The sequence below is a fragment of the Bradyrhizobium sp. AUGA SZCCT0222 genome, from assembly GCF_018130205.1.
Lineage (GTDB): Bacteria > Pseudomonadota > Alphaproteobacteria > Rhizobiales > Xanthobacteraceae > Bradyrhizobium.
Genome location: NZ_JAFCLX010000055.1, coordinates 20,432 through 41,728 on the forward strand (window position 1 = coordinate 20,432; position 21,297 = coordinate 41,728).

General features: G+C 62.1%; 17 protein-coding genes. 8 read left to right on the forward strand and 9 right to left on the reverse strand.

Annotation, left to right across the window (positions count from 1 at the left end; genetic code table 11):
• Nucleotides 1–20: 20 nt before the first annotated feature.
• Both lpxD and JQ629_RS31515 read left to right on the forward strand, forming a co-directional pair.
• Nucleotides 21–1,070 (forward strand): UDP-3-O-(3-hydroxymyristoyl)glucosamine N-acyltransferase, encoded by a 1,050-nt coding sequence (lpxD, locus tag JQ629_RS31510; RefSeq protein ID WP_212415923.1) that lies wholly within the window; start codon nucleotides 21–23, stop codon nucleotides 1,068–1,070.
• Nucleotides 1,071–1,171: 101 nt separating this feature from the next.
• Nucleotides 1,172–1,876, forward strand: coding sequence for an MBL fold metallo-hydrolase (locus JQ629_RS31515; RefSeq protein ID WP_212415924.1), 705 nt, complete (start codon nucleotides 1,172–1,174; stop codon nucleotides 1,874–1,876).
• 27 nt (nucleotides 1,877–1,903) lie between these two features.
• On the opposite strand, the gene JQ629_RS31520 is transcribed toward JQ629_RS31515, so the two are convergent.
• Nucleotides 1,904–3,151 (reverse strand): extracellular catalytic domain type 1 short-chain-length polyhydroxyalkanoate depolymerase, encoded by a 1,248-nt coding sequence (locus JQ629_RS31520; protein ID WP_212415925.1) that lies wholly within the window; start codon nucleotides 3,149–3,151, stop codon nucleotides 1,904–1,906.
• 126 nt (nucleotides 3,152–3,277) lie between these two features.
• Nucleotides 3,278–4,720, reverse strand: a complete 1,443-nt coding sequence (locus JQ629_RS31525) for an MFS transporter (protein WP_212415926.1) — start codon at nucleotides 4,718–4,720, stop codon at nucleotides 3,278–3,280.
• Nucleotides 4,721–4,884: 164 nt separating this feature from the next.
• On the opposite strand from JQ629_RS31525, the gene sthA reads away from it, so the two are divergent.
• On the forward strand, nucleotides 4,885–6,276 hold the full coding sequence (gene sthA / locus JQ629_RS31530; RefSeq protein WP_212415927.1) for a Si-specific NAD(P)(+) transhydrogenase: 1,392 nt from the start codon (nucleotides 4,885–4,887) through the stop codon (nucleotides 6,274–6,276).
• 39 nt (nucleotides 6,277–6,315) lie between these two features.
• On the opposite strand, the gene JQ629_RS31535 is transcribed toward sthA, so the two are convergent.
• Nucleotides 6,316–7,932 (reverse strand): hypothetical protein, encoded by a 1,617-nt coding sequence (locus JQ629_RS31535; protein ID WP_212415928.1) that lies wholly within the window; start codon nucleotides 7,930–7,932, stop codon nucleotides 6,316–6,318.
• Between the two features lie 103 nt (nucleotides 7,933–8,035).
• Between JQ629_RS31535 and JQ629_RS31540 the strand changes: the two genes are divergently transcribed.
• Complete coding sequence (locus tag JQ629_RS31540) at nucleotides 8,036–9,019, forward strand: formylglycine-generating enzyme family protein (RefSeq protein ID WP_212415929.1); 984 nt, start codon at nucleotides 8,036–8,038, stop codon at nucleotides 9,017–9,019.
• Between the two features lie 216 nt (nucleotides 9,020–9,235).
• On the opposite strand, the gene trpS is transcribed toward JQ629_RS31540, so the two are convergent.
• The gene (trpS, locus tag JQ629_RS31545) at nucleotides 9,236–10,261 is read right to left on the reverse strand and encodes a tryptophan--tRNA ligase (protein WP_212415930.1); all 1,026 of its coding nucleotides are present in this window, start codon (nucleotides 10,259–10,261) and stop codon (nucleotides 9,236–9,238) included.
• Nucleotides 10,262–10,524: 263 nt separating this feature from the next.
• The gene (locus tag JQ629_RS31550; protein ID WP_212415931.1) at nucleotides 10,525–11,229 is read right to left on the reverse strand and encodes a VOC family protein; all 705 of its coding nucleotides are present in this window, start codon (nucleotides 11,227–11,229) and stop codon (nucleotides 10,525–10,527) included.
• A gap of 187 nt (nucleotides 11,230–11,416) precedes the next feature.
• Here JQ629_RS31550 and JQ629_RS31555 point away from each other — a divergent pair, with 187 nt between their 5' ends.
• The gene (locus tag JQ629_RS31555) at nucleotides 11,417–12,658 is read left to right on the forward strand and encodes an LLM class flavin-dependent oxidoreductase (protein ID WP_212391484.1); all 1,242 of its coding nucleotides are present in this window, start codon (nucleotides 11,417–11,419) and stop codon (nucleotides 12,656–12,658) included.
• 129 nt (nucleotides 12,659–12,787) lie between these two features.
• On the opposite strand, the gene JQ629_RS31560 is transcribed toward JQ629_RS31555, so the two are convergent.
• Nucleotides 12,788–13,603: an SGNH/GDSL hydrolase family protein gene (locus tag JQ629_RS31560; RefSeq protein WP_212415932.1), complete on the reverse strand. Its 816-nt coding sequence runs from the start codon at nucleotides 13,601–13,603 to the stop codon at nucleotides 12,788–12,790.
• Nucleotides 13,604–13,794: 191 nt separating this feature from the next.
• On the opposite strand from JQ629_RS31560, the gene JQ629_RS31565 reads away from it, so the two are divergent.
• Entirely contained in the window at nucleotides 13,795–15,171 is a 1,377-nt protein-coding gene (locus JQ629_RS31565) for a cytochrome P450 (protein WP_212415933.1), read from the forward strand.
• 142 nt (nucleotides 15,172–15,313) lie between these two features.
• Here the strand turns inward: JQ629_RS31565 and JQ629_RS31570 are convergent, their stop codons facing one another.
• The 3 genes from JQ629_RS31570 to JQ629_RS31580 form a co-directional block, all read right to left on the reverse strand.
• On the reverse strand, nucleotides 15,314–15,817 hold the full coding sequence (locus JQ629_RS31570; protein ID WP_212391478.1) for a cupin domain-containing protein: 504 nt from the start codon (nucleotides 15,815–15,817) through the stop codon (nucleotides 15,314–15,316).
• 118 nt (nucleotides 15,818–15,935) lie between these two features.
• Complete coding sequence (locus tag JQ629_RS31575) at nucleotides 15,936–16,772, reverse strand: SDR family NAD(P)-dependent oxidoreductase (protein WP_212415934.1); 837 nt, start codon at nucleotides 16,770–16,772, stop codon at nucleotides 15,936–15,938.
• 32 nt (nucleotides 16,773–16,804) lie between these two features.
• Nucleotides 16,805–18,061: a serine hydrolase domain-containing protein gene (locus tag JQ629_RS31580; protein WP_212415935.1), complete on the reverse strand. Its 1,257-nt coding sequence runs from the start codon at nucleotides 18,059–18,061 to the stop codon at nucleotides 16,805–16,807.
• 182 nt (nucleotides 18,062–18,243) lie between these two features.
• Between JQ629_RS31580 and JQ629_RS31585 the strand changes: the two genes are divergently transcribed.
• Together JQ629_RS31585 and JQ629_RS31590 are read left to right on the forward strand one after the other, a co-directional pair.
• Nucleotides 18,244–19,221 (forward strand): sensor histidine kinase, encoded by a 978-nt coding sequence (locus JQ629_RS31585; protein ID WP_212415936.1) that lies wholly within the window; start codon nucleotides 18,244–18,246, stop codon nucleotides 19,219–19,221.
• Nucleotides 19,222–19,402: 181 nt separating this feature from the next.
• Nucleotides 19,403–21,220: a putative bifunctional diguanylate cyclase/phosphodiesterase gene (locus JQ629_RS31590; RefSeq protein WP_212415937.1), complete on the forward strand. Its 1,818-nt coding sequence runs from the start codon at nucleotides 19,403–19,405 to the stop codon at nucleotides 21,218–21,220.
• The last annotated feature ends 77 nt before the right edge of the window (nucleotides 21,221–21,297 follow it).

Consider the following 21,297-nt stretch of genomic DNA (forward strand, 5'->3'; position numbering starts at 1 on the left):
ATCCGCAGGGGGTAGAGCTCGTGGTCGAGTTCAGTTTTTTCTCGAACTCTTCGGGCTTGAGCGTGGCAGAGATTGCCGCGCTCACGGGAGCAAACCCGTGTGCGGGCGCCGACCTGTCCCGAATCATCACCGGCATCGCGCCGATCGACCTCGCCGGCGCTGATGATCTGACCTTTGTCAAAGACGCACAATATGCCGAAGCGCTCGCCACCAGCCGAGCCGGCGCCGTCCTGACCACCGAACGGTTCGCCCACCAGGCCCCTGCCGGGGTCGTCACATTGAACGTTCGCAAGCCCTATGAGGCCTTCGTCACGGTCGCACGCCAGATGTATGGCAGCGCGCTGCGTCCGGTCTCGGCGTTCGGCACGCAAGGTATCGCGCCGAGCGCGGTGGTGCATTCCACGGCGCAGATCGGGCCTGACGTTACGATCGATCCGTTCGCGGTGATCGGCCCCGCCGTCAAAATCGGCGCCGGCACGCTGATCGCCGCGCACGCCATGATCGGCGAACGGGTTCAGATCGGGACCGACTGCGCCATCGGCGCCGGCAGCACCATCACCCACGCCCAAGTGGGGGACCGGGTGGTGATCCACCCCGGGTGCCATATCGGCCAGGATGGCTTCGGCTACGTGTCGGACGGCAAGGGACATATCAAGATTCCGCAGATCGGGCGCGTCGTCATTCACGACGACGTCGAGGTCGGATCGGGCACCAAGATCGACCGCGGCGGATTGCGCGACACCGTCATCGGCGAAGGAACCAAGATCGATAATCTGTGCCAGATCGGGCACAACTGCATGATCGGCCGCCATTGCATCATCGTTGCGCAATCGGGCTTGAGCGGCAGCGTCACCATCGAGGATTTCGTCGTACTGGGACCGCGCACCGGCATCATCCCGCACATCACCGTCGGCAAGGGCGCGATGCTGCTTTCGAGGTCCACGGTTTATGACAACGTCCCCGCCGGCGCGGTTTGGGGCGGCTTTCCCGCCCAGCCCAGACGGCAATGGCTGCGCGAAATATTGGCGCTGCGGAACCTGGCGGCACGCCGTGGTCGAACCAAGACCTGATCGGTTGCCGGCAGTCCTTACCCGCCGTATGCGCAAATCTTCTACAAATCTTTTCCGAATCTTTTCCTTGGCGAGACGCCAAAAATCGGCAATCTGCGGCCATGACCCAGGAAAACCAGAACCAAAATCAGAACCAAAACCACGACCAGAACGAAACTCCGCCGAAGGCCGGCGCGATCATCGTTCCGGTGACGCTGTTCGAGCAGAACTGCACCATCATCTGGCACGAACCTTCGAAGAAGGCCGTGGTGATCGACCCCGGCGGGGACGTGCCAAAAATCCAGGCCGCGATCCAGCAGACCGGCGTCACGGTCGAGAAGATCTGGCTGACGCACGGCCATATCGACCATGTCGGCGGTGCCGCCGAATTGCGCGACGCGCTGGGTGTCAAGATCGAAGGGCCGCACATCGCCGACAAATATCTGCTCGACAATGTCGTCTCGAGCGGCGAGCGCTTCGGCATGACCGGCGTGCGCAATTTCGGGCCCGACCGCTGGCTCGACGAAGGCGATCAGGTCTCGATCGGCGATCTGACCTTCGACATCCTGCACTGCCCCGGCCATTCACCGGGTAGCGTGGTCTTCTACAACAAGGAATTGCGCTTCGCCCATGTCGGCGACGTCTTGTTCGCCGGTTCAGTCGGGCGCACCGACCTGCCCGGCGGCAGCCATGCGACGCTGATCAGCTCGATCAGGGAAAAACTGTTGCCGCTCGGCGACGATGTCGGCTTCGTCTGCGGCCATGGCGCAGGCTCCAGCATCGGCCAGGAGCGGATGACCAATCCGTTCCTCACCGGCGAGATGTGAACACGCAACTAATTGCGTGAGGCTGCGCTATTTCATCAGGCCCGCGGCGGTCAGCGCCCGGGTGATGACTTCACCGACATCAATGCCGCGGCGGCGCGGAGACTGCGCACGCTTGGCGTGGTGAACGCGCGTCGGGCGCGGCGACAACACCGTGGCCAGATCCGGTTCGGGTGCAGGCACCGGAACCGTCATCGCGATGACGCCGGCGCGTTCGCGCGAGATGCCCGTCGGGTCGACCGGAATGGTCTTGGAAACGGCCTTTGAAGCCGCATGAGGCACTGTCCTGGGTTGAAGAATTTGGTCGGTCAGGCCGAAAAAATTCGCAATGTGATAGGATGACGAGATGCCTGCCTCGATCAGGAAGGCACCTTGCTCGCCATATCGCTCGTCATTGTCGGTCGCGCCAAGCGGCGTGCCGTGGGCCATATCGGTGATGGTGTAGGATTCGACAATGGTCTCACCGTCGGCATTCCACCAGACCTGACGCGGATAGCCGTCGACATCGCCCGTCGACATCGGCGCGAGCGGTAATTGATGCACATCGAGCCACTGCTTGACGATCTCATCCGCATTGCCCGGGCTCACCGTGCGATCGGCGCTGCCGTGCCACACCGACAATTTCGGCCACGGCCCTTTATGCCTGGAAGCGTTACGCACGAGGTCGCCCAATTCGGCCGCGGGGCGCTGTGGCGACTGCATCATGCCGCTCAATGCTTCACGGACATTGCCGGCAATGCCATATGGCAAGCCGGCGATGACGGCGCCGCCGGCGAACACGTCCGGATAGGTCGCGAGCATCACCGAGGTCATGGCGCCACCGGCGGAGAGCCCGGTCACATAGATGCGGCGTGAATCGATGTTGTGATCGCCGACCATGCGCGCGATCATTTGCCGGATCGACCCGGCTTCACCACCATCGCGCGAAATGTCTTCCGGATTAAACCAGTTGAAGCAGGTGTTGCCGTTGTTCGATGCCTGTTGTTCGGGCATCAGCAAGGCAAAGCCGTAGCGCGTCGCAAGCGTCGACCAGCCGGCGCCGCGATCGTAGCCGGCCGCGGTCTGGCCGCAGCCGTGCAGCACGACGACCAGCGCAGGCGCGCGCGGGAGGTGTTCAGGTACGAATGAAAACATCCGGAGCGCGCCCGGATTCGAGCCGAAATCGTTAATTTCGACCAGGGGGCTGTGCACAATGCTCCGGCCATACCCCGGCAAGCCATTGAAGGCACTCAGCTTAGGAAGATGGCGGAGAAAGTCGACGTTCTTGGTAAGTGACAACTGGCAGCTCCTGGAGGTGATCGTCCATACAACGTCACCTCAACCAGATAGTTGCTGCAGTGCAAAATAAAAAGACCGTGCACTGTCGGTCCCCAGAATTGAATTTTCGTTATCGACGTTAATTTGTCATCCCGGAGTCGCGAGCCGCGATCCCATGGTCGCGCGCCGCATCCATGTCAGGAATGCGGCACATGCCATGATCGACAATGCGAACAGTGCGCACGCGACAAGAAGCGCCGGTCGCGCCGCGCCCGCGGCTTCGATCGCAAAGAACACCGCGCCGATCGCGGCAACACCGGCGGCGTTGGCGATCTGCGCAACGGTGCCGTACATGCCAGAGCCTGCCCCGGCGCTCGCCGGTTTCACGGTCGATAGCACCGCGCTCGACAACGGCGCCATCACCAATCCCTGGCCGTAGCCGAAGATCGTCAGCACCAACGCCAGCACAATGGCTGATGGCGCGCCGCCCCATTCGATCACAGCTACCAGCGCGGCAAGACCTGCGAGCTGCACCGCGCAGCCTTCGATCAGCACCAGCGTGCCGCGATGCCTTGCGCGCACGCCGCTGTGGCGCGAAGCGATCACAAAGGTCAGCGCCAGCGGGATGAAGACGAGCCCGGCCTGCAGCGGCGGAATCTGCAACGCCTTCTGCATGAACATGGTCATGACCAGATAGAACGACAGATTGGCGAAGAAGAAAAAGAATACCGCTGCTAGCCCGCGCATGAACGCGGGGTCCGACAGCAGCGAAAGATCGATCAGCGGCATGCCGCCCTTTTGCGCGATGAAGCGTTCGAGCCGCAGGAACGCGGCGATGATGACGACTCCGGCTGCCATCACCAGCCAGACCCAAGGCGACCAGTGCAGATCATGGCCGAACAGCAGCGGGCCGATCAGGCACAGCAAGCCCACGAACAGCACGATCGCGCCGGGAATATCCAGCCGTGTGCCGGCGCGGCGCGGCACGGTCGGCATCAACCGCAAAGCGGCGGCGATGATGACCGCGCCAAATGGCACGTTGACGAAAAACACCGCGCGCCAGCCGAGACCGGCGAGATCTGATGTCACCAGAATGCCGCCGAGCAGAAAGCCCGCCGCACCGGCCAGCCCCAGCACGACGCCGTAGATGGCAAAAGCGCGGTCGCGCGAGCTATCGGCAAACAGCAGATGAATGGTCGCAAGCACCTGCGGCACCATCAGCGCGGCGGTGGCACCCTGCGCCAGCCGCGCCAGGATGAGTTCGGGACCGGACTGCGCGAGCCCGCACCACAACGAGGTGACGGTAAAGCCGAACACGCCCGATATGAACACATTGCGCGTGCCGTAGATGTCGCCAAGCCGGCCGCCGGTAACCACCAGCGTGGCATAGGCGATCAGATAGACCGCGATCACGGCCTCGATCTGCGCTGCGCTCGCCCGCAGTTCGGCCGCGATGGTCGGGATCGCGACGTTGACGATGAAGGCGTCGACCCCGAACATGAATTGCGCGGATACCACGGTCGCCAGCACCCACCAGCGACGCCAGGAATCGACTGAGTTATCGACGGGGTTTGTGACGATCTGGTGCATTGGCAGCGGCCTTGTCCGAAATCTGTTGCACGCATCCGTTACAGCTTTCGGTCATGCGAGCGATTACCCCGGAGGTAAGGTCCCTCGGGATTTGGCCCGATTGCTGCATGGCGATTGAGGCTTCCTGCAGCTTTTCAGGCGCTTGTGAGTTCGGGACGGCCTAGATGTACGACTATGACATGCTGGTGATCGGGTCCGGCCCTTCCGGGCGCCGCGCCGCCGTGCAATTCGCCAAGCTCGGCAAATCGGTGCTGGTGGTGGAAAAGGGCCGCCGGGTCGGCGGCGTTTCCGTCCATACCGGCACCATCCCCTCCAAAACCCTGCGCGAAACCGTGCTCAATCTGTCCGGCTGGCGCGAGCGCGGCTTCTATGGCCGGTCCTACCGGGTCAAGCAGGACATCGCCGCCCAGGACCTGATCGTGCGGCTGCAGAAGACGCTCGATCATGAGGTCGAGGTGCTCGAACATCAGTTCAGCCGCAATCTGGTGCGCACCGCCGCCGGCGAAGGCCGCTTTGTCGGCCCGCACCAGATCGAGATAACGGCAGCCAATGGCGAGACCCGAACCGTGTCCGCCGCGCACATCCTGATCGCCTGCGGCACGCGGCCGTTCCGCCCCGATTACGTGCCGTTCGACAGCAAGACCGTGTTCGACTCGGACGAGATCATCGACCTGCCGAAACTGCCGCGCAGCCTGGCCGTGATCGGCGCCGGCGTGATCGGGGTCGAATACGCCACCATCTTCTCGGCGCTCGACGTCGCCGTGACCTTGATCGAACCGCGCCCGACGTTTTTGGATTTCATCGACAAGGAACTGATCGAGGAATTCATGCACGAGCTGCGCGACCGCAATGTCGCATTGCGCCTCGGCTCCGCGGTGAACTCGATCGAACACAGCGCGGGCGGCGGCATCCAGACCAGGCTTGCCGACGGCCGCGTCGTGACGTCGGAGATGCTGCTGTTCGCGGCCGGGCGCGTCGGCGCCACCGACCGGCTCAATCTCGGCTCGGCCGGGATCGAGGTCGATCACCGCGGCCGCATCACGGTCGATCCTTTGACGCTGCAAACCTGCGTGCCGCATATCTACGCCGCCGGCGACGTGATCGGATTTCCGAGCCTGGCCTCGACCTCGATGGAGCAAGGGCGCGTCGCGGCCTGCCATGCGCTCGGCATGGAGCCGCTGGCGCCGCCGGAATTCTTCCCCTACGGCATCTATTCGGTGCCGGAGATTTCGACCACCGGGCTGACGGAAGAAGAGGTGCGGACGCGCGGCATTCCCTATGAGGTCGGCGTCGCGCGGTTTCGCGAGACGTCGCGCGGCCACATCATGGGACTGAACAGCGGCATGATGAAGATGATCTTCTCGACCAAGACCCGCCGCCTGCTCGGCGTGCACATCCTCGGCGAAGGCGCCACCGAGCTGATCCATATCGGCCAGGCCGTGCTCAACCTCAAAGGCACGATCGACTATTTCATCCAGAACACTTTTAATTACCCGACGCTGGCGGAAGCCTACAAAATCGCCGGGCTCGATGCGTGGAACAGGATGACGCGGTAGGACTGCTTCGCGGCGCTCCGACTGGCGCCCAGAACACGCTCACTTCGCCATGGCGTCCTGGATTTTCCTACACGCCATCCCGACCGTGTAAACGTGGACGCTCTCGACGACACAATGATCGGGCCGCAACTCCAGAAGACCACTCGACGTACTGGCGTTGAGTTCCTGCGATATCCGCACGACGATGCACGGATACTCACGGGCGAGCTGATCGTAGCCGAGAACGATGAAATTCCGCAGCAGGACATTGCGGTAGAAGTTGTGATCCAGCAACGGCTCCTTGAAAGCCCGCGCATAGGCTTCCGAGAAGTCGGCCGTCATTTTCGGGGTGCCGAGTGTCATGTCCGCGCCGTGGTTCAACTCGTTCTCCGGCGCGCGCACGAACATGCTGGAGACATTGGCGCAGGTCGGCGCGGCGGAGACAACGGCTTGCGACAGCCTGGCGCCGGTCCGGTTGAGGCCGCTCCATGTCACCGCTTCGTCCTTGAGCCTGATCAGGCTCGTGGAAATAAGGGCGATGCAAAGCAATCCTGCCGCGCCGGCAAGCAGGCGTGGCGACAGCGCGGGCCACAGTCTTCGCATCTCAATGATGCTCAGCACGAGAACACCGCCGGTCAGCGTCCATGACGCAACCATGTAGTGCAGGTTGAAATGCTTGGACGTCGCGAGCAGCTGCGCCGCAAAGGCGACGAAACACGCCAGCAGCGTCAGGCTGACCGGATTCAGGTAATCGCGGCTGGTCAGCATTCGCGCCAGCGCAACGCACCCGCCAAGGACGAACACCGCTGAGATCAGAGGGCTCGCCGCGATGATCTGGCCCATGTTCGACCAGAACAGGTTGAAGTCGATGAAGCCCGGCTCGCCGGCGCCGTAGATACCCTTGTGCGTTGCGATGCTCACAAGCCAATGGAATCCGCTCGTGAAGACGTACGGATTCAATATCCTGTTGAAGACAAAAAATCCGAACGCGCCGACCAGCGTCGCCAGCACATACGCCCGCCAGCTTCGCAGCAGCGCCACGGAAAGAATAGCCAGCGGCGCATACAAATATTTGGACGACAGTCCGAGTGCGAACACGAGGCCTTGCGCAACGCCGAGACCTGCGGTCGGCGGCTCCCGGCCGAGCGCCGACTTGAGCACCAGCCCGGTTCCCAGAACGACACATGAAATCATCAGGCTTTCGGGGGTCAGCATCAGTTCGAAGTGCATCAACTCGAAATGGACGAATGGCCCGACCTGAATCAGAACAGCGGCAATCGCGCTTCGCGTCACGCGCTGCACCATGAGGCCGGAGGCCAGCAAGGCGAGCGACATCAGCAGGGCTTCGACGGCCCGCGACGCGTAGATGAATGCGTCGTAGTTCTTCAGCCCGAATTCGATGATGTCGGAACGGCCGCTGATGAATGCATAGAGCTTCATGACGATCCCGCCGAGCAGGATCGTCGTCGTGCCGGGATGATCGTTCTTCATCATGGGATAGCCCGCGGCCCAGGCAAGGCCGTTCATCGCATAAGCCGACTCGGGATCGACCTGACGCCCCCACGGCGCCATGTATGCCGAATAGGTCAGGGCGACGATCAGATAGAGCAGCGGCAATGCCAATATTGCGTATCGTGCCCATGCGCGGCCGGTGGATTCGTCGGGAAAATAGCTCATGGCTTGCTCTAGCTTAGGCGCCCGACGACTTCAAATTTACCGTGAACGCGAATCCCTTGGCCCGCGACCAAGCACCATTACCGGTCCGCGCAAGGGATGACCTATGGAATTCGTGTCGAAGCTTGTCCTTGCGCCGATGGCCGCAGTGCTCGCCGTTTCATTCACTGGCAGCGCGTCGGCAACAAAACCGTGGCCACCGGGCATGCAGAAGCCGGTACCGGTCGCGGAAGAAGGCCAGACTCCGCCCCCGCGCGCGCCCCGGCAGTTCTTTCCGGAAAAGCGCGTCCAGCCGCTGACGCCCGAGATCGAGCAGTCGCTCGTTCCAAAGGACAGTTTCAAGGAATGCGATGTTTGTCCTGAAATGGTGGTGGTGCCGAAGGGCTCGTTCATGATGGGGACGCCCGCCGATGAGCCGGACCGCTTCAAGGGCGAGGATCCGATTCATCGCGTCAGCTTTGCAAAGCCGTTCGCAGTGGGCCGCTTCACCATATCGTTCGACGAATGGGACGCCTGTCTCGCCGACGGCGGCTGCGGCCGCGACAAGGGCGACGACAAGGGTTTTGGCCGCGGCCGCATGCCGGCGCAGGGCATCAATTTCGTGGCCGCGAAATCCTATCTGGCGTGGCTGTCGAAGAAGGTCGGCCGCACCTACCGGCTGCCGAGCGAATCCGAGCGCGAATATTTTGCCCGCGCCGGCACCTCGACGCCGTTCTGGTTCGGCAACACCATCAGCGCGCAGGACGCCAACTACAAGGCATCGATCCCCTACGGTGCCGGGCCGCGCGGCGCGGACAGCAAGGGGCCCGTGGTGGTGGACTCCTATCCGCCCAACCCGTTTGGCCTGTATCAGGTGCACGGCAACGTGTTCGAGTGGACCGAGGACTGCTTCAACAAGCGCTACAATGAAGATACGCCGGTCGATGGCTCACCCTGGCTCGAGGGCAATTGCGAGCGGCGCATGCTGCGCGGCGGCACCTGGGACTGGATGGCCAACATGGTTCGCGCGGGCTATCGCGAAAACGGCATCGTCGACGGCGGCGGCTACAGTTTTCGCGTGGTGCGCGCGCTGAACGTGCCGGTGCAGTAAGGCAAGGGAGCGGTCATGAAATAACAGGCGACGCCGCTGAGTACGGCGCCGCCTGCGGGTAGCTGATTCATTGGAAGCAAGACCCCGGCTCGACCGCCACAGAAGGACCGGGACCTTCGCGTTCTGTTCTGGAATGCTGATGCTAGACCTAGTCAAAGTTCCTTAAGCCTTTATGCATCGCCCTCCGTAGAACTACGATGACGCAGGCAGCCGGTCTCATCTTGTTCCGGCTAACGAAAACAAGCCCAACCCATCGCGCAATTCATCGAAGGTGGATTGAGTTATCGCGCGCGCCCTGGCCGTGCCGGAACGCAGCACGTCGAGCACATAGCTGAGATCATTGGACACAGCCTCGCGACGTTCGCGGATCGGCTTCAGCAGCTCTTGCAACACGTCTTCAAGGCGGCGCTTGACCGTCACGTCGCCAAGCCCCCCGCGCCGATAGCGCGCTTTCAATTCATCAACGGCGACGTGGTCGGTGTCGAACGCATCAAGGTATGCAAAGACAACATTGCCTTCAACGACCCCGGGATCGGATGCGCGCAAGTGATTCGGGTCCGTGTACATGCGATTTACAAAAGCACTGATCTCGTTGGGCGAGGCTGAAAGCGAAATCGCATTCCCCTGGGATTTGCTCATTTTCGTTTTTCCATCGGCGCCGGGAAGTCGTCCCGTTGCCGGAATGAGCGCCTTTGCCTCCGCCAACAGCTCACGACCGACCTGCCTATTGATCCGACGAACGATTTCATTCGTCTGTTCGATCATCGGAGCTTGATCCAACCCCACCGGCACGACCGTCGCCTTGAATGCCGTAATGTCTGCGGCCTGCGCCACCGGATAGCACAGGAAGCCCGCGGGAATGTCCCGCTCAAAGCCCCGCATCTGAATTTCATCCTTGATCGTCGGATTGCGCTCCAACCGGGCCACGGAAACAAAATTAAGATAAAGCTGAGCAAGTTCGGCAAGCGCGGGCAACGCGGATTGCACGCAAATGGTCGTTTCGCCCGGATCGATGCCGACGGCCAGGTAATCGAGGGCCACTTCCATCACGTTGCTGCGCACTTTTTCGGGATCGTCAATATTGTCCGTCAAGGCTTGGGCATCGGCCAGCAAAACGAACTGCCGATGCGTGCGCTGAAGCGCAACCCGATTTCTCAGCGAGCCTGCATAGTGGCCAAGGTGAAGGGGTCCGGTGGTGCGATCACCGGTGAGAATAATTGGTCGCACAGTCTCGACAAGCATATGGCTTCTCCTGATTGGAGCCGCCGCGATTGGAGACTTGCCGGAAAACGACCTTGGCTCACCCGATCACGGCGGCGAAGGTCGTTGAAAATAGTAACGCCATGCCGCTCCCTAAAAGGAGCGCCACCAAAGCGACTTGGGCGAAATGCATTTGGGCGTCATATGCCGAGCATGCCATCGATGGCTGCGCCCGGCAAGGCGATATCTGGCGACGCGTATCCCAAAATCTGCTGATGCGCCCTTCGGATCATCGTCACCAAAACCTATCCATGCGCAGGCGCGAGCGAACCGGTGAGCGAGGCGCGTTGCGACAGCTCGATCCAGTTGCCGTCGGGATCGCGCACCATCGAGATCCGCGCCGTGGTCCCCAGCGTCACCGGCGCGCGGGCTTCGCGGCCGCCATGGGCCAGCACGTGAGCGTGCTCGCGGTCGACTTCGAAGACCTGGAACGTGATGTAGCGCCAACCCTTGCCTTCAAAAGCAGCATCATGCGGCGCGTCGGCCGCGGGCTCGACGATTAGCACCGTGTCGCCTGCGAGGAACGTCTCGGCGCCATTGGCGTTGGCTTCACCTAACGACAATCCCAGTGCTTCGGTGTAGAAACGGCGATGCGCCGCGACGTCGCGAACGCCAAGGCGAATGCCGATGCGCTCGATGCCGTACATGCCTCTCGGCACCAGCGAGACGCGGTTGCCCTCGGGATCGGCCATCGGCTGCGGCGCAGTCAGGCCATCGCGCGCTATCAGCAGTTCGAGGTAACCCGACGGCGGATTGTCCGGCAGCGGTTCATAGACCTGATTGATCTTCAGGATCGAGCCGCAGAGATCGTGGCGGTGCTGCTTGTAGCCGCGGCGGATCGGCTGGGTGTGGTCGAACGGCAGGCCGATCTCGTTCTGCCAGAACGCAAGCGCTGCCGGAGCGTGATTGGTGGCAAAGCCGATGTCGATGCGGGGTTTTGCCAGATTCATCGGCCGAGGATGCGATTCATGGTGGTCCCTGAGGTGAGTGGCCATAATTCCGGCCGACGGTATGTCAGCCAAACTTGCGCGACAACCATGCGCCAGCGGCGGGCTTGGAGGATTGCCTTGCCCTGCCCCACCCCGTAGTTTGGCACCGAGCAGTTCCAAAGAAAAATAAATCCGGAGAGAAAACCCCATGGCGCGCCTCAAATTCGGAGCCTTTCTCGCCCCGCATCATCCGATCGGCGAGAATCCGCTGCTGCAATTCCGCCGCGACCTAGACTTCGTCGAGCAGATCGACGCGCTCGGCTTCGACGAATTCTGGTGCGGCGAGCACCATTCCTCGGGCTGGGAGATGATCGCCTCGCCGGAAATGTTCCTGGCCGCCGCCGGCGAGCGCACCAAGCGCATCAAGCTCGGCACCGGCGTGGTGTCGCTGCCGTATCACCATCCCTACAATGTCGCACAGCGCATGGTGCAGCTCGACTGGATGACCGGCGGCCGCGCCATCTTCGGCTCCGGTCCGGGCGCGCTGGCCTCCGACGCGCATACCCTCGGCATCGATCCGATGACGCAGCGCGACCGCCAGGACGAAGCGATCGCGGTCATCCGCCGGCTGTTCAAGGGCGAGCGCGTCACCGCCAAGAGCGACTGGTTTCAGATGAACGACGCCGCGCTGCAATTGCTGCCGCTGCAGGAAGAGATGCCGTTCGTGGTGGCGTCGCAGATTTCGCCCTCGGGCATGACGCTGGCGGGCAAATACGGCATCGGCATCATCTCGCTGGGTTCGATGTCGACGCAGGGCCTGATGGCACTGCCGACGCAATGGGGCTTTGCGGAAGACGCCGCCAAGAAGGCCGGCACCACCGTGAGCCGCGCCGACTGGCGCGTGCTGCTCTCCTGGCACATCGCCGAAACGCGCGAACAGGCCTATCGCGAGGCCGGCCCGGGCCTGATGAAGTGGCACAATGAATATAATGTCGGCACGCTGCAGCGGCCGGGCCTCGAGCCGTTCAAGTCACCCGAGGACGCGCTTGAGAAAACCGCGGGCGGCGAAGCCGCCGCTTCCACCATCGGAACGCCTGACGACCTGATCAAGACCATCAAGAATCTGATGGCGGTTTCCGGCGGCGTCGGCACCATCGTCGGCTTCGTGCATGACTGGGCCAATCCGGAAAACACCCGACGCAGCTGGGACATGGTGGCGCGCTACGTGATCCCGGAGATCAACGGCTACGTGAAGGGACTGCGCGAGTCGCAGAAATTCCTGGTCGAAAACCGCGCGGTGTTCGAGCGCGCAGGACAAGCCGTGATGGCCAAGATCATGGAAAACGACAAGGCCGCCGCGGCCCTCGCGGTCACCGGCCCCGGACGTGTCGCGATTCCCACCATCAACGCGCCGGACCTGCAGAAGGAAGCCGCCAAGCGCAAGGCGTAATCCTCAAAGTGCTATCCTTCGTCATTGCGAGCGAAGCGAAGCAATCCATCTTGCGGCATAACGGATGGATGGATTGCTTCGTCGCTGCGCTCCTCGCAATGACGGCCGATTGCCAGCGCCGAGAGGCCACTACTTCGCGTAATAGCTCTGCACGGTTTCCCACGCCACGGTTTGCAGGAATGTCGCGGTCGGCGCATCGATGCCGGCGAGATAGGGGTTGCCGACCGGCGAGCGCCCGGTCAGCGACGCAAACACCACGCAAGTCGCGAGATACGTGCCGGCCAACGACGGATGACGCTTGTCCGGCGCATAGAGGTTGAGCTCGGGCTGCTTGCTGATGGCGCGTGCGAAGGCAAGGCCTGCGGGAATCACCAGCGCGTTGTTCTCGTTGCCGGCAATCGTGTAGGCCTCGGCCAATTGCGCCGTCATCTCCGGCTTGTCGGCATAGGCCCAGGACATGAAGAACGCGGGCTTGGCGCCCCTGGCGCGCACGATGGTGCTGTTCTTCTTCGCATAGTCGGTGAATACGGTTTTGAGGGTGGGATGGATCGGGCACTGGCTGCAATCCATCATGACGGCGACGTCGAACAGCCGGTCGAGCTTGTTGAAGACGACGTTGTTGTTCGGGTCGAAGGAATAGCTGCCGATCGCATTAGGCCGGAAATAGCTTTCGATATCATGCCAGTCGAAGCCGGAACCGCCGATCGTCACCATGGTGTTGCGGTAGGCCTGCACGTTCTCGGGGTCGGCGGCCTTTTCCATCAACGACAGATGACCCGGCAGGCCGTTGTTGTAATAGAAGAAGCTGTTGCCGATGAAGATTCCGGTTTTGGGGAAATCCGGACCAAAGCTGGTGATGGCGGGCATGGTCTGCGCCTGTGCGGCGATTGGTCCGGCGACCATCGCCGCCAGCGTGACGGCAATCACACCCAATATTCTCGACATATCAGTTCTCCCTGACCGGCTTTATTTTGCCGCACCCTAGCACGGCCCGCGGCCTTGTGGCGCGGCTTGGATGAGCCGGCGCGCCACCGGCGCTATTGGCTTTGCATCGACGCAACAAAGCGTTATTTTCCAGCCTTGGTTATGCCGATGATCCCACATAATGGGCCAGAGCCGAACCGGAGCAAATCGCCATGTCGATGCAGAATGTGGCCTCCCCCGCGATCACCCTTACACCGCCGAAGCGTAATTCACTCAAGCACATACCTGGCGACGAAGGCTGGCCGGTGATCGGAAAGACGCTGGAGGTGCTCGCCGACCCCAAAGGGCAGGTCGAGCGGATGCACGCCAAATTCGGCCCGGTCTATCGCAGCCACGTGTTCGGCGAGACCAGCATCAACCTGCTCGGCCCCGAGGCCAACGAACTGCTGCTGTTCGACCAGGCCAAGCAATTTTCCTCGACCCATGGCTGGGGCATGATCCTCGGCCGGCTGTTTCCGCGCGGGCTGATGCTGCTGGACTTCGAGGAACATCGTTTGCACCGCCGTGCGCTGTCGGTCGCGTTCAAGTCGGGACCGATGAAATCCTACCTCACTGATCTCGACCGCGGCATTGCCGTGCGCGTCAAGCAATGGAAGGCGCAACCCGGCGAGATGCTGGTCTATCCCGCGATGAAGCAGCTCACGCTCGATCTGGCGGCAACATCGTTTCTCGGCGCCGAGATCGGTCCCGAGGTGGACGAGATCACGCGCGCCTTCGTCGACATGGTGGCGGCGGCCGTGGCGCCGATCCGATACCCGCTGCCGTTCACGCAGATGGGCCGCGGCGTCGCGGGGCGCAAGCGGATCGTCGCCTATTTCTCCGAGCAAATTCCGATCCGCCGCGCGCGGGGCGGCGGCGACGATTTGTTCTCGCAACTTTGCCAGGCCACCCATGAGGACGGCGCGCTGCTGTCTACCCAGGACGTCATCGATCATATGAGTTTCCTGATGATGGCGGCGCATGACACGCTGACGTCGTCGTTGACGTCCTTTGTCGGCGAGCTTGCCGCGCATCCGGAATGGCAGGTGCGGCTGCGCGAGGAAGTCAAAGGCCTCGGCATCGAGGCCAACGACCCCTCCAGCATCGACAATCTCGAGAAAATGCCGCTGAGCGAGATGGCGTTCAAGGAGGCGTTGCGGAAGAAGCCGCCGGTGCCCTCGATGCCGCGCCGCGCGGTGCACGATTTCACCTTCAAGGGCTATGCGATCCCGGCCGGCACCCTGGTCGGCGTCAATCCGCTGTTCACCCATCACATGGCCGATATCTGGCCTGATCCGGACAAGTTCGATCCGATGCGCTTCTCCGACGAGGCGCAGCGCAACCGTCATCGCTTCGCCTGGGTGCCGTTCGGCGGCGGCGCGCATATGTGCCTCGGGCTGCATTTTGCCTATATGCAGGCGAAATGCTTCGCCCGGCATTTCCTGCAGAATCTCAGCGTATCGCTGGAGCCCGGCTACAAGCCGGACTGGCAGATGTGGCCGATCCCAAAACCGCGGGACGGATTGAAGGTCGTGCTGAAGGCGGTGTGAGGTTTCGCTGCTGTCATTGCCGGGCTTGACCCGGCAATCCATCACTCTTGAATGACTTTTTCAGATGGATGCGCGGGAGTGCAGACAAGTTTACGTAGTCTGCACAAGGCAGACTACTATGCCCGCGCATGACAAGTCGGGATTACTCCACAAACGTCGTGAGCTGCGCGCCTTCATCGGCGACGAATACCGCGATCAATTCCGCGGGCTCTGTCATGCTGGCATTGGCCGAGACCAGGTGCACGGCACCGGGCGGTTCGAAGAACGACTGGCCCACCTTGAACGTCTCGACGACGCCGCCGGCAAGCTGCGAGCGGATTTCGCCCTTGGTGACATAGGCGGTGACGGAGCCGGCATGCCGGTGCGCGCGGGTGAACCCGCCGGGCCCGTAGAACACGCGCACGATCGTCACCCTCTTGCCCGGCACGTTCGGCAGCGCGTACGAGCCGATCGGCTCGACGGTGTCGAGCGGCGAGCCTGCGGCCGCAGCGTTCGAACAAAGCGGCTCGATAATCGCCGAGATCGCATCCATCGTGGAGGGCAAGGTCTTCCCGATCACGAAGGCGCAGGCGAGGCCGGCGATCACGGCGAGATAATACGGCCGCCCTTGGGGGCTGGCGGGTGACAAACCAAGTGTTGCAGACATGTTTTCTCCCTTTGTTTATCTACCCGTCATTGCGAGGGGCGTGGCGACGAAGCAATCCATTCTTTTCTTATTGTGGCGCGATGGATTGCTTCGCTTCGCTCGCAATGACGGAAGTCCCCTATCCCTGATCGAATGCCTTGCGCAGCGCGACATAGCCCTGCTGCTGCTGGGTCCAGTTGCGGCCGCCGGTGATGGCGCCGTCGACAACGAGATCGTGGCCGTTGATGAAGGAGGATTCGTCGCTGGCGAGGAACACCGCGGCATGCGCGATATCCTCAGGCAATCCGGCGCGCGGGATCGGCTGCGCGGTCTTGTAGACCTCACGCATCACACCAGGGGTCTTTTCGGCGGCTTCCACCGAAAGGCCCAGCGCCTTGCCGATGATGCCGGTCGCGATTGCACCCGGCGAGATCGAATTGACGCGGATGTTGGATTCGCCGAGTTCCATCGCCGTGCATTTGGTGAGGTGGATGACGGCGGCCTTGGCCGCGCCGTAGACCATCGATGACGAGAAGCCGGCAAGCCTCCCTGCGATGCTGCCATTGTTGATGATGCTGCCGGAGCCTTGCTTGCGCATCTGGGGTGCTGCGTGCTTCATGCCGAGCATCACGCTGCGCACCAGCGTCGCCATCGCCGCATCGAAGCGATCGACCTCGAGGCCTTCGATGCCGCCGGTCTGGGCCGGGCCGCCGGCGTTGTTGAACAGACAATCGATCCTGCCGAACTTTTCCACGCAAAGCCCGATCAGCGCCTTCATCTGCTGCTCGACCGTGACATCGGTCTGACGAAAGATGCAGGCAGCACCGAGTTTCTTGGCCAGCGCCTCACCCTCCGGCGCGCGTCGCCCGGCGATGACGATCTTCGCGCCTTCGGCGACGAAAATTTCCGCCGTATGCAGTCCGATGCCGCTGGTCGCGCCCGTGATCACCGCGACCTTGCCGTCCAGCCGTCCCATTTCACCATCCCTTTTGCGAAACCTGAGAAATCCTAGTTGATGATCGCGGACTGGATCATGGTCCGGAACTGATTGCGCAGCATGATCCGCACGCCGTCATCGACCTGCACCATGTAAATCGCGATCAACTGTTCCTTGGGATCGATCCAGAACAGCGTGCCGGCGTTGCCGGCCCAGCCATATTCCCCGAGCGAGCCCGGCAAGGCGGCATCCCCGACGCTGGTCCGAACCTCGAAGCCGAGGCCAAAGCCTAGCCCCGGCGGCCGGCCCGGCCGCGCCAAAGTATGATCCGCCGTCATGAAATCGATGGTCTTGTTGCCGAGCAGGCGCTTGCCGGCGAATTCGCCGCTATCGGCGAGCATGATCGCAAAGCGCAGGTAGTCGTCCATGGTGCTGGTGAGGCCGGCGCCACCGGATTCGAAGCGGGGCTTTTGCGCCACGTCGAAGCGCGGCGTCATCGGCGGCGATTCGGGCATTTGCCAGGGCTGGGCGGCGCGATTGAGCTTGTCGGACGCCACAGAGAAGCCCGTGTCGGTCATGCCGAGCGGCGTCAGAATGCGCTCGTTCAGGAATTCGCCCAGCGTCTTGCCCGAGACGACTTCGACCACGCGCCCCAGCACGTCGGTCGACACGCCGTATTCCCAGCGCTCGCCGGGGGAGAACCGCAGCGGCAGCTTCGATAATTTCGCGACAAACTCCTCATTGCTGGCATCACGGCCGCCGATCCTGGCCTCGACATAGGCCGCATTGATCAGCGATTTGCCGCGCGCGCCGTAGATCAGCCCGGAGGTGTGCCGCAACAGGTCCTGCACCGTCATCTCGCGGGCGGGATCGGTCAATTGCAGCACCGCCTTGCCGTTCTCGGTGGTCTCATTGCCCACCTTCATGCGGCCGATTTCCGGAATATATTTCGAGACGGGGTCGCTGACTTGCATCTTTCCCTCCTCGACCAGCATCATGGCCGCGACCGAGACGATCGGCTTGGTCATGGAATAGATGCGGAAGATCGAGTCCGGTCGCATCGGGTCTTTCGCCGCGCGGTCGCGGAAACCCATGGTTTTGTGCCAGGCGATCTTGCCGCGCCGCGCCACCAGCATCACGGCGCCCGGCACCAGCCCGGTTTCGACGTATTTCTGGGTCACCGCCTCGATGCGCGCCAGCTGGCTGGAGGACAGGCCGACGTCTTCGGGCGTCACAGCCATGGGGAGCACCGGGTCCGCCCAACTGTTCCCGGTGGCCGCAAGGACAAAGAGGGCCGATGCGCCGAACGCGCGAATGAGACGGTTCATCCATTCCTCCCGTTTTTGTTGATGCCAATATTCCCGCCCGCCGGGAACAACGCAAGCGAGCTTATCGCGCTGACATCGCCATGGCAGGACCGCCTCGTCGTTGCCGGCGGGCTCGATATCCCCGGTTTCCGTTAGGGTCGGCCTTATTTTGGATTCGCTGATCACGTGAAGTGACAACACCGATGACGAAATTGATCGACGAGTTCAGGCATGGCTGGCAGGGAATTTCCCAGCCCTCACCGCTATTCAGCACCGCCTTTGCGGTCTGTTGCCTCGTTTTGGCGACCCTGGCGCGGTGGGGACTGGCCCAGATCCGCCCCGACGTGTTCTTCACGCCGTATTTTCCGGCCGTGTTCTTTGCCACCGCCTTTGGCGGCTTCCGGATCGGGATCGCAACGGCGCTTGCCGGCGGCACGCTTGGCGTCGCCATCAATTTCAGCGGCACCGTGGCCGATTCCGCGCGCCTGGCGTTGCTGCTGATTTTCTGGGCGGTCTGCGGCCTCACAATATGGGGCGTCGAGCACTACCGGACCATCGTCGTACAACAGCGGCAGGTCGCCAAACGCCTGACCGAGGAAGAGGAATACCGCAAGCTGATCGTCGACGAGCTGCAGCACCGGCTGAAGAACAAGACATCGACGATTCACGCCGTTCTGCACCAGGTCTTGCATGATGAACCGCAGGTCTGGAACAGCATCGATCACCGGATCCGCGCGCTGTCGGCAACCGACGATCTGATCGCACGGGTCGATGGCAGCGGCTGTGATATCAAGGACTTGCTGCGCTCCGAACTCGGGCCTTACGGCCATGTCCGATTCAACCTGAACGGCGATCCGCTATTCCTTCCGGCCAAGCTGGCGGTCAGCCTGGCGCTGATCTTCCACGAATTGGCCACCAATGCCGGGAAGTACGGCGCGTTTTCCGCTGCGAATGGCATGTTGCAGGTGTCGTGGACGGTGTCAGACGACAAACTCAATGTGGCTTGGCTCAAGATCACCTGGGACGAAACCGAGGGGCCCGCGGTTGAAAAAATCGGAGCGCCGGGCTTCGGCACCAAGCTGTTGCAATCGGCACTGCGCTCGTTCGACGGCAAGACCGAAGTCAGTTTCCTGAAGACCGGCGTTCATTGCACGATGCAGTGTCGCATCCCCGCGAGCTGAACGCGGTTGCACAACCTGAAGGCACAATTCGCAATTATCGCACGCGGCCGCATTCCGAATTGAGATTCTGTTAATGACGATTGCGGCCGTGTGGTCCGAAAGCGCCAACTTGTAGGAGTGTCGTGGTTTTTCACAGTTCCACTTAACCAAAATTAGAAGGGACTTTGGCAAGCTCCGCTGCATGCATAGTCCCTATAAACATGACCTTCAGGCGGCAGCGACTGGCGCCGGTAATGAAGGCGCTTTTGGTACCGAATTGAGCATTCTGCGGGATGTCCTCAGATTGCTTCCGACCGGCGTGACGGTTCAGGACGAGCAAGGCGAGTTCCTGCTGGTGAACGACGCCGCCGCGGCGTTACTGCAGATGGCCGCGGCCGCGCCTGCGCCCTCGCAATTGAGCGATCGCCAGGAGACCTGTCTCGAATTGCTCCACAGCGGCCACGCGGCCACACTGGAAGAGGCCGTGACCTCCGGTCCGGCCAAGCACGTATTTCTCACCTCACACCGGCCGATCCAGATCGCCGGACGCAGTTTGCTGCTCTCGAGTTCGGCCGATATCACCGAACAAAAGGCGTTCGAGGATTCGTTGTTCCGCTCGGCCTATTATGACGAACTAACGGGATTGCCGACCCGGCGGGTGATCGAACACCGCGTCAACACGCTGCTCGCGCGCGACAGCGCCCAAGGCCATTTGCAACAAGGCCATTTGCAACAAGGCAATGTCCACGGCCACTTCGCGCTCGCATTTCTCGACGTCGATAATTTCAAGCACATCAACGACTATTACGGCCACGCGATCGGCGACGCCTTGCTGGTCGAAATGGCCAAGCGGCTGGGCATGGATTTGCGCGAATCCGACATCCTGTCGCGGATCAGCGGCGACGAGTTCATGCTGCTGCTCAATCCGGTCCAGAGCGAGAGCGAAGTCGCCGAATACATCCATTTCATGCTGCAACGGCTGAAGGCGCCGTTCTTCATCGACGAATCGGAGATATTCGCTTCGACGTCGATCGGCGTCAGCCTTTATCCCGAGCACGGCAAGACCTACGACACGCTGCGCCAGAATGCCGATATCGCGATGTACCGCGTCAAGAACGGAGCCAAGGGCGGGGCAGCGTTCTTCGACTCCAGCATGGAACGCGAGGCGCTGGCGCGGATGAAGGTCGAACAATCGCTGCGGCTGGCAATCCTGGAAAAGCGCTTCTGCTGCGCGTTCCAGACCAAGGTCGACATCCGCACCAAGGCCGTCAAGGGCATCGAAGCGCTGGTGCGGCTCAGGGACGATGAGGGCGTGATTCAGGCCCCCGGCACCTTCATCAAGCTCGCCGTCGAACTGGGATTGATCGACGAACTGACCCATCTGGTGCTGGCGGAGATCGTCAAGTCGATCGACCTGATCAACGAGACCTTCGGTCCCGATACCACGATCAGCATCAACGTCGCGGCCAAGCAGGCCGGCAATCCCGAATTCATGCGGCCGTTCGCGCAGGCGCTGGAGGCGACCGGATTTCCGAAGCGCTTCATGATCGAGGTGACCGAAGACGCTTTCGTCACCAAGACGCATTTCCAGGATGAAATCCTGCCGATCTTCCGCAAACTCGGCGTCGGCATCTCGATCGACGATTTCGGCATCGGCTATTCGTCGCTGTCGGCGCTGGCCGACATCACCGCCGACGAAATCAAGATCGATCGTTCCTTCATCACCGACATCCATCTGCGGCCGCGCAGCCAGGGCATTTTGCGGGCGATCGAATCGCTGAGCGAAGCGCTCGGCATGACCGTGATCGCCGAAGGCCTCGAAACCTTCGAGGAACTGGCCTATCTGCAGGCCGCGACCAAGATCCGCTATGCGCAGGGCTATTACTTCTCCAAGCCGATCTTCCTGGAAGATCTCAGGCCGGTCGCACCGCTCGCCAGCGAAACGCGCGCCAGCCTGTCGAGCCGCCCGGCACAGGAAACCCGCCCGGCCTTTTCCCGCGCCGGCGGCTATCGCCGCTGAGGCAGCCCAGCGTCCGCGCATTGTGCGCCGTATCACTGAGGCGCCGTCCGGACATTGCTAATCATGCCCCCAGAGGC